The organism is Lysinibacillus sp. Bpr_S20, from assembly GCF_023337835.1.
In the GTDB taxonomy this organism is placed as follows: Bacteria; Bacillota; Bacilli; order Bacillales_A; family Planococcaceae; genus Lysinibacillus.
Map to the genome: position 1 here is coordinate 220,227 of NZ_JALNLQ010000006.1, position 13,668 is coordinate 233,894.

Annotated in this window: 14 protein-coding genes; all 14 read left to right on the plus strand. The window is 36.3% G+C overall.

The window, feature by feature from the left end; translation table 11 throughout:
* Positions 1 to 94: 94 nt before the first annotated feature.
* Positions 95 to 2,458, plus strand: coding sequence for a penicillin acylase family protein (locus tag MWJ95_RS16385; protein WP_249106745.1), 2,364 nt, complete (start codon positions 95 to 97; stop codon positions 2,456 to 2,458).
* Between the two features lie 128 nt (positions 2,459 to 2,586).
* Positions 2,587 to 3,147, plus strand: a complete 561-nt coding sequence (locus MWJ95_RS16390; protein ID WP_249074741.1) for an RNA polymerase sigma factor — start codon at positions 2,587 to 2,589, stop codon at positions 3,145 to 3,147.
* Positions 3,134 to 3,898, plus strand: coding sequence for a hypothetical protein (locus MWJ95_RS16395; RefSeq protein WP_249074740.1), 765 nt, complete (start codon positions 3,134 to 3,136; stop codon positions 3,896 to 3,898). The genes MWJ95_RS16390 and MWJ95_RS16395 overlap by 14 nt, the downstream gene beginning before the upstream one ends.
* Positions 3,891 to 4,766: an ATP-binding cassette domain-containing protein gene (locus MWJ95_RS16400; RefSeq protein WP_249074739.1), complete on the plus strand. Its 876-nt coding sequence runs from the start codon at positions 3,891 to 3,893 to the stop codon at positions 4,764 to 4,766. Before MWJ95_RS16395 ends, MWJ95_RS16400 begins: the two co-directional genes overlap by 8 nt.
* Positions 4,763 to 5,863: a hypothetical protein gene (locus tag MWJ95_RS16405; protein ID WP_249106747.1), complete on the plus strand. Its 1,101-nt coding sequence runs from the start codon at positions 4,763 to 4,765 to the stop codon at positions 5,861 to 5,863. Before MWJ95_RS16400 ends, MWJ95_RS16405 begins: the two co-directional genes overlap by 4 nt.
* Positions 5,864 to 6,327: 464 nt before the next feature.
* A complete protein-coding gene (locus MWJ95_RS16410; RefSeq protein WP_249074737.1) occupies positions 6,328 to 6,699 on the plus strand; it encodes an ArsR/SmtB family transcription factor in 372 nt (123 codons plus the stop codon).
* Positions 6,680 to 8,806: a heavy metal translocating P-type ATPase gene (locus tag MWJ95_RS16415; RefSeq protein WP_249074736.1), complete on the plus strand. Its 2,127-nt coding sequence runs from the start codon at positions 6,680 to 6,682 to the stop codon at positions 8,804 to 8,806. Before MWJ95_RS16410 ends, MWJ95_RS16415 begins: the two co-directional genes overlap by 20 nt.
* Positions 8,807 to 8,960: 154 nt before the next feature.
* Positions 8,961 to 9,266: a late competence development ComFB family protein gene (locus MWJ95_RS16420; protein WP_249074735.1), complete on the plus strand. Its 306-nt coding sequence runs from the start codon at positions 8,961 to 8,963 to the stop codon at positions 9,264 to 9,266.
* Positions 9,267 to 9,283: 17 nt separating this feature from the next.
* The gene (locus MWJ95_RS16425; RefSeq protein ID WP_249106749.1) at positions 9,284 to 9,622 is read left to right on the plus strand and encodes a hypothetical protein; all 339 of its coding nucleotides are present in this window, start codon (positions 9,284 to 9,286) and stop codon (positions 9,620 to 9,622) included.
* 301 nt (positions 9,623 to 9,923) lie between these two features.
* Positions 9,924 to 10,343, plus strand: a complete 420-nt coding sequence (gene mntR, locus MWJ95_RS16430; RefSeq protein ID WP_249076271.1) for a transcriptional regulator MntR — start codon at positions 9,924 to 9,926, stop codon at positions 10,341 to 10,343.
* 96 nt (positions 10,344 to 10,439) lie between these two features.
* Positions 10,440 to 11,297 carry a CvfB family protein gene (locus tag MWJ95_RS16435; protein ID WP_249076269.1) on the plus strand — a complete coding sequence of 286 codons (858 nt, stop codon included), beginning with the start codon at positions 10,440 to 10,442 and terminating at the stop codon, positions 11,295 to 11,297.
* A gap of 164 nt (positions 11,298 to 11,461) precedes the next feature.
* Positions 11,462 to 12,376 carry a DUF1002 domain-containing protein gene (locus MWJ95_RS16440; RefSeq protein WP_249076267.1) on the plus strand — a complete coding sequence of 305 codons (915 nt, stop codon included), beginning with the start codon at positions 11,462 to 11,464 and terminating at the stop codon, positions 12,374 to 12,376.
* Between the two features lie 147 nt (positions 12,377 to 12,523).
* Positions 12,524 to 12,805 (plus strand): GNAT family N-acetyltransferase, encoded by a 282-nt coding sequence (locus tag MWJ95_RS16445; protein ID WP_249076265.1) that lies wholly within the window; start codon positions 12,524 to 12,526, stop codon positions 12,803 to 12,805.
* 458 nt (positions 12,806 to 13,263) lie between these two features.
* Entirely contained in the window at positions 13,264 to 13,572 is a 309-nt protein-coding gene (locus MWJ95_RS16450; protein ID WP_249076264.1) for a hypothetical protein, read from the plus strand.
* The last annotated feature ends 96 nt before the right edge of the window (positions 13,573 to 13,668 follow it).

Sequence of the window (13,668 nt, forward strand, 5' to 3'; positions counted from 1 at the left end):
TATACTGCAACGCAATTACCATTAAATTTCGAGTATTTAAAAGGATTTGACAAGTGGGTAGAAGAATATATTGCAAAAGAAGGGGGTTGGGATTGTGAGAAAGTTAACGTGGAAAAAATGGCTACTGGCTATAGTAGGATTTTTAGCTGTAGTAGCTCTTGTCGTATTTATCGGATTTACATGGTTTATGAATAAATCGAAACCAGTAATTGATGGAGAGCTTTCGGTGAATGTGCTAGAAAAGGATGTTACTGTCACAAGGGATGACAAAGGTATTCCTCATATTTTTGCTAAGACTGATGCAGACTTGTATCGTGCACAAGGCTATGTTCAAGCGCAAGATCGACTGTTTCAAATGGATTTAGCGCGAAGACAAGCTAGCGGTCGTTTGTCGGAAATAATCGGTGAGGCAACGATTGATACTGATAAATTTTTCCGAACATTTAGCCTGCGTGATGCTGCTGAACAATCATTATCTACTTACGATGCAGAAAGTAGGCAGGTGCTTGAGTGGTTTGCAGATGGCGTCAATGCTTTTATTGAGCAGGCAAAGAATAATAATACATTAAGCTATGAGTTTGCATTACTAGGATACGAACCAGAGGAGTGGTCGGTTGTAGACTCTCTTACTATTGGTAAATATATGGCTTATGACTTAGGGGGTAACTGGAATACGCTTGCGTTCCGTCATTGGGCTTTACAAAACTTTGACGAAGAAAAAGCTAAAGAATTATTTATAAAATATCCTGAAAACGCTTCATCTATAATAGAGGCAAATAAAGAAAACCCAGTAGCCGTGGCAGGGCGTTTTAATGCAGACCTTTTACCAAATGAATTTAACGGTAGTAATAACTGGGTTGTATCGGGGAAGAAAACAAAAAACGGTACGCCGATTTTAGCGGATGATCCGCATTTAGGGTTAAGCACACCATCCATTTGGTATCAAATGCATCTACAATCTCCTGAACAAAATGTTAGTGGTGTAATTTTTGCAGGTGTTCCAGGTATTATTTTAGGCCACAATGATAACGTTGCATGGGGGGTAACGAATGTTGGGCCCGATGTACAGGATCTATATATTGAAATACCAAACCCAGATGATCCCACACAGTTCCGCTATGATGGTAAGTGGGAGCAAGCAAAGGTACGTAATGAACCGATTAAGGTAAAGGATGGCGAAACGGTAGATTTTGAAGTCGTTGTTACACGTCACGGCCCAATCATGACAGATTTAGCTTTTAAAGATACTGAGCCGACAGCACAATTTTCGATGCAGTGGACGGCATTGCAACCAACGACAGAGCTACGTGCACTACTAGGCTTTAATAAAGCAACATCTTGGAATGAATTTGAAAAAGCATTAGAAGATTTTAAGGCACCAGCGCAAAACTTTGTCTTTGCATCAAAGGATGGAACGATTGCTTATAAAGCGAATGGTCAAATTCCCATTCGGAAAAAAGGAAACGGGCAATTACCAGTACCTGGTGATTCTAGTGACTATGGCTGGGAGGGCTTTATCCCGTGGGATAAGCTTCCGACAGTAGTAAACCCAGATGAAGGTTTTATAGCAACAGCAAATAATGAAGTCATTGGGGAAGAATATCCTTATCATATAACAGAATTCTGGGCACAGCCTTATCGTTTTGAACGGATTAAGGAAGTGTTAGAGGCGAATGATTCTTTAACAGTGGAAGACATGATGAATTTACAAATGGATCAGCACAACCTATATGCCCGTGAGTTTTTACCAGACTTATTAACGTCGATAAAAGCACAAGATCGGGATGGGAAATATAAAGATGTTATTAAATTATTAGAGAATTGGGATATGGTAGATGCAAAGGATTCTGGGGCACCATTAGTGTTCCATACATTAATGGTTAAGTTACAAGAAGTGTTATTTAAGGATCAGATGCCAGAAGATATGTATGAATTAATGTATGGTAAATTTAATATTACTGATCAGCTTTTACGTACAGCTTATGCAGGTAAGAAGAGCGTATGGATTGAGGAGCAGGGTGGAGTCGATAAAACAGTTTACAAGGCGTTAGAGCTCACAATCGCACAACTAGAAGACCAGTTCGGAAAAAACGTATCGAAATGGCAATGGGGTGATTTCCATCAACTTACCTTTGACCATACATTAGGTAAAGCTTCGCCAATTCTAGCAGCATATTTTAATGCGAAAAAAGTTCCTATTGGTGGTTCCAAGGTTACTGTTCAAGCTGCTGATAATGATTTAGCTGGAAATGTTAATCACGGAGCCTCATGGCGCTTTGTAGTAGATGCTGGAGATTTAAGCTCAGCCTATCATATCGTTGGCCCAGGTCAAAGTGGGCATGTAAAATCTGCTTGGTATCAAGATCAAGTAATGGATTGGGCTAACGGAGATTATCATCAAACGTTTGTAAGGAAAGAAGATATTAAAGGTAAAACTTTACGATTAAAAGCACGATAGGAAAATTTTATACACGTGAACAACTAAAATTCCTTTCTATTTTCATATAGAAAGGAGTTTTTTGTTTTAATAGATTTAAAACTATTTATTTACACACTTCGTTCTTCTAGTTGAAAGGGGGTAAGGAGATGTCAGATGATGAATTAATTATGGAGATTCAACAACATAATAGCAAAGCAGCTCTCGATACATTAATCAGGCGTTATTATCATGAAATATATTCCTTTATTTATCGTAGATTGCAAAGTCAAGAACTTGCCTATGACTTAACACAAGAAGTTTTTGTAAAGATGATCAAGTCTATCAAACTATACGAATATAGAAATCAATTTAGAAAATGGTTAATTACAATAGCTTTAAATCAGGTTAGAGACTATACACGCTCTAAAATAGCTCAAAATCGCAAGCAGGAAGAACAAATAGAGGAAGGTCGTATCATTGATGAAAAAAAGAATATTATTCAAATTTACGAAATAAAAGAACAATCTCAAGAAATCCAAAATGCATTAAGAATTTTACCGGAACAACAAAGCGAAGCGATTATTTTAAAGTACTATCACGGTTATAAATATGGAGAAATCGCACAAATAACCCAAACAAATGAAAATACTGTCAAATCACGTGTCACGCAAGGATTAAAAAAATTAGCAGGTATGGTAAGGAGGGAGTCTGAGGATGACATCGTTTAATGATGAAAATATGACAAAAGTTAAGAAAGATGTAGAAGTCAATTTAGATACATTCCCAGTTCCGACACCGAATGAGAAAAGAATAGAAGAAACAATTCAGTTTATAGGTACTTTACTTGATAAGGAAGATCAAGTTAAACAACCGTCTTTATTAAAAAAATTGAGAGTAGAGTGGACAGTCACAAATCGTCTTGTTATTTCATTACAATTTCTAATTTTACTGTTCGGTTTATGGATGGGTATACAAGCATCAATTGAGATGACAATTCAGGTGATCTTTTTATTATCACCTTTATCCATAGTTGTTTGTTTAACTGAATGCTTTAAAACGAAAACTTTTGGGATGAACGAGCTTGAATGGACTTTTAAATACGGAACAGGGCAATTATTTATTGTACGGCTGTTAATTGCATTAGGATTACATTTTATTGCTGTTGCACCAATCGTTTTCGTCAGTGGATTTTTATCCATCAAACATTTAGTTACATTGCTTATCGTATGGCTTATTCCAGCAATGCTAGTAGCTATTTTCCTACTAATCATTTCATTATATACACCTATTCATTGGAACAATGTTTATATTATAGGGCCTTTTTGGCTATTGCTTTCAATATTATTAATAGTGCAACAAAATTTATTACGATTATGGATTGAAATGGATATAACTATTCATCTTTGTGTTTTTGTTTTTCTATTAACCATAATGATGAAAGTAATTTGGAAATACAAGGAGGCATCAAGTCTTGAATGAACTATGTTTAAAATCCATCTATAAAAATTATAAAACAAAGCAAGTATTAGATAATATATCTATGATATTTAAACCGGGTGTCTATAGTTTTTTAGGAGCAAACGGCTCTGGTAAAACGACCTTAATGCGTATTATTTTAAATTTAATCAAGCCTACAAAAGGAGCTGTTTATTGGAATGGTCAACCTATTGAGTTATTAGGAGAGAGTTATCGTGATGCAATAGGATATGTACCACAGCATGTTCCATTTTATCCAAATATGAAGGTTTATGATTTTCTGATGTATATTGGCACATTAAAGGGCATCGCTAATCATGCTTTAAAGGAGAAAGTAGAGTACTGGCTAAAGCAAGTTAATTTATATGACGATCGCTATCAAAAGATAAAAAATTTATCTGGAGGAATGAAACAACGTGTAGGGATTGCGCAAGCGATGTTAAATGACCCCCAATTATTGATTTTGGATGAACCAACCGCTGGATTAGACCCTAAAGAAAGAATTAGATTTAGGTCTCTAATTGCTAATTTATCTGTAAATCGCATTATTCTTTATACTACACATATAGCTAGTGACCTAGAAGGCTTAACAGATTATGTGTGTATTTTAAACAATGGTTGTTTGGAGCAGTTAGATGAACCGGAGAATGTTCTTAAGAAATTAGCCAAACAAGTATGGGAAGTTGATATTTTACCCGAAGAGCTAATTTATATTGAAGAACAGTACAAAGTTGGAGCAATTGAAAAGCATGGTGGTCGAATTCGAGTACGCTTATATCACCATAAAAAGCCATTACCTCAAGCAGTTATGAAGGAACCGACATTAGAAGATTTATATTTATATTATTTTAGTGAGGGGCAATCAACGTGAAACAGCTTATTTGGTGGGAATGGAAATTACTTTGGCAGCAAAAACTCATTTATATTATGTTAGTGGCTATCCTATCTTTACTTTGGATTAGTAAAACATATTTTAATATGTCTATTGAAGAACTTAATGCATTTGAAGAAATTCAGAATCCAATAACAGAAAAGGATATCCAAGAAGCACGGGAAATTTTAGCTACTAAAGAATTCGAAATAGGCCCTGAAGTGAATGTCTTTTATAGAATAGATGAAGCACAGACGCTGATGGATAAGCAATCTACAATCATAAATCAATTGAAAGCACGACCTCAGACGTCCGCATTAGAAAAAGAAATTACGATGCGTGAGCAGGTAAATACTATGTATATAGAGAAGACAGAGTATCCAATATTTTTATCTGAATTTCTAGGCGGTGAAGGGTTAATAGCAATTGGAATATTATTAATAGTTGGATTGTATAATCTATTTGCTCGTGACCAACAGACGGGTATGATTCAATATACATTAACATCAAAATTTGGAAGATCCAAATTGGTGCAAGCAAAATTGGTAGTGACACTTCTTTACACAATGGTTATTTATATTGGAACAGTGATTTTTAGTGTGATTTTTAATATATATAGAACGGGTAGTCACGTAAACTATTGGATGTATATAGCAGAAGGTTTTAATTCTCCGATACAGTTTCATTCTAGTTTGTCTATGTCGCCATACACATTGACATTATTCGAGTTTCTGCTAATTCAGCTATTATTTCTACTTTTGGGAAGTATATGTTTTTCGATAATTTGTTTGTCAATCTCCTCTGTTGTAAAAGCTAGCTTTATAAGCTTTTTATTTTCAATGGCTATATTCTTTTTGCCATTTCTAATTGTAAATTTATTAAATTTGCTAGCGGAGAGAGGATGGATTGCTAAACTATTCATTTATACAATCCCATATATCATGCAAACAAAACGTTTATTCGAAGCATTTTATTATCTGCAAATAAGTAACAAAGTGATTCTAGCTCCTTTTATTGCCTTAGGACTGCTTTTAGTAATTATAATTAGCTCTATAGTATTTTTAAAAATATACAATAAGAAATGGCGATATATATGAGTTAGGCAATATCAACCTATTTTATTTAGAATGATTAAGATATTCTTTGTGGTTGCTTTAGATGAGGGTGGCTTCCGTTCAAGTCTACTCCAACCAAGCGTAGAGCTAACACTATTGCTACTCACAGTGATCAAACAGAAAAGACTTATAACAGTGAAGCGATTGCACACCTGTTGCTAATACTTCGCTTTCGCACAGACAAACCCATTTGTTGTTTTAATGACACTATAATCTTAGTTAGCAATAATTTTTCAAACAATATAAAAAATCGTATTTTCTAAAAAGGAAATACGATTTTTTTACTGCATCGCAAATAACAATCAATTATGCTGGGGCATCATTGATATAAAGACATTTTTTTAATTTGTGATATAAATCATTTACATTCAAATATTCGTTTGAATAAGATGGAATATTATGTTATAGTGAAAACAATCAAACGAACATTTGAATGAGGTGAGGAAATGCCAAAAGAAGTATGCGAGATAACACAAGTTCATGAAGAAGCGGTCATTAAGGTTCAACAACAAATGCCTGATCTATCAGGAGTAGCAAAGTTTTTAAAGGCATTATCTGATGAAACAAGACTTAAAATTGCGTATGCCTTAACGGTCGAAGATGAATTATGTGTTTGCGATGTTGCCTCCATTATCGGATCGTCAGTAGCAACAGCATCGCATCATTTACGATATTTAAAAGATAATAACTTAGCGAAGTCATATCGAAAAGGAAAGCAAATGTACTACTCTTTAGCTGATGAACATGTGTATCAAATTGTAACGGTTGCTTACGAACATGTGAAAGAGGGGATTGGAAATGGCAGCGACTCCAACTAAACAAGAATATAGGCTACAAAACTTATCCTGTGCTAGCTGTGCAGCAAAGTTTGAAAAAAACGTGAAAGCTATTCCAGAGGTTCGGGATGCACAAGTGAATTTTGGTGCTTCAAAAATAACAGTCGTGGGCAGCATTGATGTTGATCAACTTGAAGAAGCAGGTGCCTTCGATGGCATAAAGGTATCCCAATCAACTGCAAGAACAATTGAAAAATCAACACCTTTTTATCGGAAAACAGAAAATATTTTAGCGGGAATCTCTTTGTTATTCGTAGTACTCGGGTATGTGTTTGGAGCAATGCGTAGTGAAACGGATCCGCTAACTATTGGGATGTTTATTATCGCGATTTTAGTTGGTGGAATAGGAATTTTTAAAACTGGTTTCCGCAATTTAGCACGCTTTGAATTTGATATGAAGACGCTGATGACCATTGCGGTATTAGGTGCAGCCATTATAGGAGAATGGGAAGAAGCAGCGGTAGTTGTCTTTTTATTCGCAGTAAGTGAAGCACTTGAAGCGTATTCAATGGATAAGGCGCGACAATCCATTCGTCAGCTAATGGATATAGCTCCACCGACAGCCACGATAAAACGAGCACATGGGGAGCATTTCCACGAAATGGAGCTGCCGACTGAGGAGATAGAAATTGGTGACATTCTAATTGTTAAACCTGGTCAGAAGATTGCGATGGACGGAATTGTTATTAGTGGATTGTCGGCAGTGAATCAGGCGGCGATTACAGGTGAATCAATTCCGGTTAGTAAAACAATTGATGACGAAGTATTTGCCGGAACTTTAAATGAAGAAGGTGCCCTAGAGGTTCGTGTGACGAAGCGAGTAGAGGACACAACAATTGCAAAAATCATTCATCTTGTTGAAGAAGCACAGGCAGAAAAAGCACCTTCACAGCAGTTTGTGGATCGATTTGCGAAATATTACACGCCTGCAATTATGATTATTGCTTTACTTGTAGCGGTTATACCACCTTTATTTATAGGTGATTGGCAACATTGGATTTACCAAGGATTAGCTGTCCTTGTTGTAGGGTGTCCATGTGCATTAGTCGTTTCTACACCAGTGGCTATTGTAACAGCAATTGGGAATGCTGCTAGACAAGGCGTTCTTATTAAGGGCGGCATTCATTTAGAGCAACTTGGTCATATTGAAGCAATAGCATTTGATAAGACAGGTACACTTACAAAAGGTCAACCCGCTGTAACGGATGTTATTACAGCGCAGGAGATGTCTGAGGATTATGTTTTACAACTAGTAGCGGCCGTTGAAAAGCAATCACAGCATCCATTAGCTAAAGCTATTTTACAGGCATTACATGATAAAAATTTAACTGATCTAATACCAACAGACTTTCAATCCGTAACAGGCAAGGGTGCTTATGCGACGGTCGACGGTCAAACAATCTATGTGGGAAGCTTAAAATGGATTGCTACATTAACGACTGTTGATGAAATGATAAACAAACAGGTTAAAAAACTTCAACAACAGGGTAAAACAGTTGTAGCAGCTGTTAGTAATGATCAGTTTATTGGGATGATTGGCATTGCTGATCAATTGCGTCCAGAAAGTAACGATGTGTTAAATAAATTAAATGGTTTAAAAGTGAAGCATAAAGTGATGCTAACAGGTGATGCAGAACCAACTGCACAGGCAATTGCGACGTCTTTAAATATGACAGATGTGAGAGCAAGTTTATTACCAGCTGAAAAGCTAATGGCCATTAAAGATTTACGTGCACAGTTTGGTGCAGTGGCGATGGTAGGAGATGGTGTCAATGATGCACCGGCACTTGCCTCAGCCAATGTCGGCATTGCAATGGGAGGTGCTGGTACGGATGCAGCACTGGAAACTGCAGATATTGCATTAATGAGTGATGATTTAACGAAGCTTCCTTATACAATTGGTTTAAGTAGAAAAACATTACGCATCATTAAAGAGAACATTATATTTGCCCTAGCTCTAAAATTAGTTGCCCTATTACTCGTAATCCCAGGATGGCTAACATTGTGGATTGCAATCTTTGCAGATATGGGTGCTACATTACTAGTTGTGTTTAACTCATTACGATTAATCAAAACTAAGAAATGGTGAATAAGATATATTCAGGAGGAAGGGATTTATTCATTCTAAGGAGCTAGAGATAGTAGTTGATATAGGTGCTACTCGATTCTTGAAAAAAAGCTTTGTTAACGTTATTATGGTTTCAGGAATTAATGTAACAATTAAATATAAATGAGGCGAAGGTTTGAATATGTCAGATCCTATTTTAGTAAATGTTACAGAGGAAATTGTGCGTGGTTTAGTAAGTTTTCTACTACGAGGACCGGAATATCAAACATTTTGTAAATGTGAAATCTGTGAACTTGACACAGTGGCACTTACACTAAATGCATTGCCTAGCAAGTATGTTACATCTATGGAAGCCCGAGATGAAGCATTTAAAATGATGAATACTCCTGATAGTATCGAACAAATCAATAAAGAGATTATTCATGCATTACATGTGGTAAATAAGTATCCTCGACATAAGGAAGAGCCAACTTCTATATGAAGTTGGTTCTTCACGTTTTGAAAAACAAAATTGTCAATCAAATTAAGCTTTTTATTAATAAAGTATTTATTATGTCTCGTTTTATCATAATAAAAAAAATGCCAAAAAATACACGCTATGAAATGTGGTTGATTAGAGTTGAGACTGGACGCCCCCAGGAAGCTCTGCTCTGCGCGAAAGCGAAGCGGCAGCAGCAAATGTTTTCTGTAGCGAAAGCGAAGCGTCAGCTACAAATGTTTTATCTGCGCGAAAGCGAAGCGACAGCAGCAAATGTTTTCTGTAGCGAAAGCGAAGCGTCAGCTACAAATGTTTTATCTGCGCGAAAGCGAAGCGACAGCAGCAAATGTTTTCTGTAGCGAAAGCGAAGCGTCAGCTACAAATGTTTTATCTGTGCGAAAGCGAAGCGGCAGCAACAACAAAACGCCCAGTCGAAACGGAAATCAACCCCTCATTTTGCCGTGAAGCCTTACTCTTATTTAAAATGATACCTTAATTTCATCGGCACAAATTTTCCAACTAAAGGGGAGCCAACATATGAAGTTGGCTCTTTTTAGGTTGCGCACGTATTGTTTTTCTGGCATATGTATTTTCAGTTAACTTTTAAGGCAAGCTTGTAGTAAACTAGAGAGTAAGAAAAGGAAAGAGAGGGAATAAGATATGCCAACACCTAGTATGGAGGACCATATCGAACAAATATATTTATTAATCACTAATAAAGGATACGCTCGTGTGTCTGACATTGCTGAAGCATTATCTGTTCTTCCTTCTTCTGTTACAAAAATGGTTCAAAAATTAGATAAAGATGGTTATTTAGTTTATGAAAAATACCGTGGCCTTACATTGACGCCTAAAGGAGAAAAGCTAGGAAAACGTCTTGTACAGCGTCATGAACTTCTAGAGCAATTTTTGCGAATCATTGGTGTAGATGAAGAGCGAATTTACAATGATGTAGAAGGAATTGAACATCATTTAAGTTGGAATTCAATCGATCGAATTGCGGATCTTGTGCAGGTAATGGAAGAAAATCCGGACATCGCGAAAAAACTAGAGGCATTGAAAACACATCATAACTTTTAACTTCTTCAGCAGATATAGCATCAGCTAACAGAAGTTACAACCTCCGGCGGATAAGTTTTTTTGCCAAAATGATGGTAAGAGGGAAAGGAAGACAATATGAACGAATTAAAATCAGGTGAAGTTGTTACGTTAACTGTATTAGAGCAACAAGCATCGAAATGGATCTTAACAAATGGAGTTGACGAACTACCCTTAAATGCTTCAGAGGTAACAGAGCCACTTGCAGTAGGTGACCGCCTTGAAGTATTTTTATTTGTGGATCGTCGTGGCGATTTAGCGGCTACAACAGCTATACCATCGTTCGTGCAAGGGGAATATGGTTGGGCTCGAGTTCTAAGAGTAGTCGAGCGTGAAGGAGTTTTTGTAGATATCGGTACCTCACGCGAGGTCCTCATAAAAGCTGAAGATTTACCTGCGATAAACGAGCTTTGGCCAGCGCCAGGTGACCATTTATTTATGACATTACGCACAGATCGCAATGGTGATTTATTTGGACGTTTAGTCAATGAGGAAAAAATTTCCGAATTGTATGAAGGTGCATTTGAAGATATGCACAATAAAAACATTACGGCTCGTCCATATCGTTTATTACCTGTAGGAACATTTTTATTAGGCGTAGAGACTCCTTACCGTATCTTTGTTCATGAGTCAGAGCGAAATGCAGAACCTCGTCTTGGGCAAGACGTAGTTGTACGTATTATTGATGTAAAAGAAGATGGTTCAATGAATGGTTCACTTTTACCACGTAAGCATGAGCGTATTTCAGGTGATGCACAAAAGATTTTAAATTATCTACAAGAGGTAGGGGGCAGAATGCCATTTGGAGATAAGTCCTCACCTGATGAAGTTCAAGAGATGTTTAACATGAGTAAAGGTGCATTTAAACGAGCTTTAGGTACGCTTATGAAAGCTGGTAAAGTGAAACAGCAGGACGGTTGGACAGAGGAAATTTAGTGTAGAAAACATTCTTCTAACTAATATAGAGTGAACGAATTAAAAAAATGACGAGAGCTACTTGAAACCTTCTCGTCTTTTTTTCGTACTAATTAATGTTTAGTAATGGATTGGCAAACATTATTCAGGCCGATTGAGTTTTCTAACGAAAGGGGTCACACAATTTGAAAAAAACATGGATAAAAGTACTGACAGCGACTATGTTAGTATTTGGCATGATGGCACCAGCAACAGGTTTCGCAGCTGATAATACGCCACCTAAAGCAATCGATGAAAAACTAGGAGTTCCAATCGTCGTATACGGTGCAAACTTATCTGAGGCTGAAAAAGCGTCTGTTAAAGAGTCATTAAAAGTGAAAGAAGAGCCTGAAGTTGAAGAAATAACAGTTTCAGGTCAAGACTTAGTAAAATATATTAAAGATAGTAATTCAAGCTCTCGTATGTACTCTTCTGCCAAAATTACGCGTAAGAATGCAGGAGAGGGCTTAGTTATAGAAATTGTTACACCTTCAAATATTACACAGGTTACTTCTGAAATGTATGCAAATGCTATGTTAACTGCAGGTATTGAAGATGCGACAGTACAGGTTGCTGCGCCTAAAGCAGTAACAGGTCATTCAGCGCTTGTAGGAATATACAAAGCATACGAAGTAACAACAGGTGAAAAGCTTGATACTGATCGTACAGATGTTGCAAATGACGAACTATCTGTAGCAACTACTCTAACGCAATCTGCAGGTGTAGACGATGCGAAGGTTGCGGAATTACTAACAGAAATCAAAAAACAAATAGCAGAATCAAAACCAGCAACTCGAGAAGATGTTGAAAAGATTGTGCAAGAGCAATTAAACAAGCTTGAAATTAATTTAAGTGATAAAGATCGTCAATTGCTAGTTGATTTGATGAACAAAATTAGTAAACTAGACATTGATTTTAGTAAATGGTCTAAACAATTAGATGATATTAGTAGTACGATTAAAGAAAAATTTGGATCACTAATGGAAGATACAGGATTCTGGGCGAGTGTGAAAAATTTCTTTGTTAATCTAAAGGATACAATTGCATCATGGTTTAATTAATTCAAAGAATCTGCAACACTTTCTCCTAACTTACTAGAGGAAAGTGGGCAGATTCTTTTATTTTTTCTTGGCTGTTTTATTAAGCTACCGCCAGCTTTGTAAAAATGTAAAAAGCTATGTTACTATGAAAAAAAGGAGTGGTGAGAAATGGAATTTCAATTACAACAGCTAGCACAAAATAAGCTTGCTTTTGTCTATAAGCAAGACGGGGAAAAATTAGCGGAAATTACATGGCAGCAAAAGGGTCAAGTAATGGTAATGGATCACACATATGTTTCAGATAAGCTCCGTGGTCAAGGGGTAGCAAAAAAACTGTTAGATCATGCTGCAGCTTATGCACGTGAGAAAGGTTATAACATGCAAGCTGTTTGTTCGTATGTAGTAGCAGCATTTGAAAAATCTAATGCTTATGATGATGTCAAACAATAAAAGTAAGGCAATCTGCTTTTTAGATAAGCGGATTGCCTTTCAATTTTTACAAATCATCGACAATACTCCTTACAGTAAAATAACACTGTAAATTAGTGCTGTTAAGAGGGCTGCTCCACCTATTAACGAAGCCATATCTACCCAATCATATACTGAGTCTAGATTGTTCATAATAATCACTCTCCTGTTAGTAGTATTAATTCATTAATTCCCTTTGCTTGTCTTTTATAATCATAAATATTTACAAAAATATCGCGATTTACAAAAAATGTTTATGGCCATTAGTTTATGTCTCAGAAAAGATAGACTTAGTTTATAAATAGAGGCTAAGTGTTACTAGATGAATTCTCTATTTTATATATATGCTGTAACGTATATAAAAATTATGTTTAGTCCTCTGAAAATAGGGAAAAGATATATTGTAAAGCCGGTTTCTATAATTTTGGGAGGGATTTAAAATGGCAAAAAGTAAAGGAACAGGTGTTGTGATTGCAGGGTTAGCTTTAGCGGCATCTTATTTAAGTAAAAAAGAAAATCGTGAAAAAGCATTGAACATGTTCAATGATGCGAAATCTAAATTAGCATCTTATTTGAATACAACGAATATGGAGATGCATGAAAACATTTCAGAGCGTATAACTACTGAAGTAGCGACAGAAGCCGGAACATCTCCAACAAAGATAGCTTCCAATGAAATGGTTGCTGAAGGTGGAGGACATACAGGGATCAATTACTTCAATGGAGAAATTCAGGAACAAGATAAATAATTAATAAAACCTTCTCATTTTTACATGAGAAGGTCTTTTTAATAGTTGCTAATACTAATAATAAAGTTCCAAGCCCGCTGACAATACCTAGAGGGA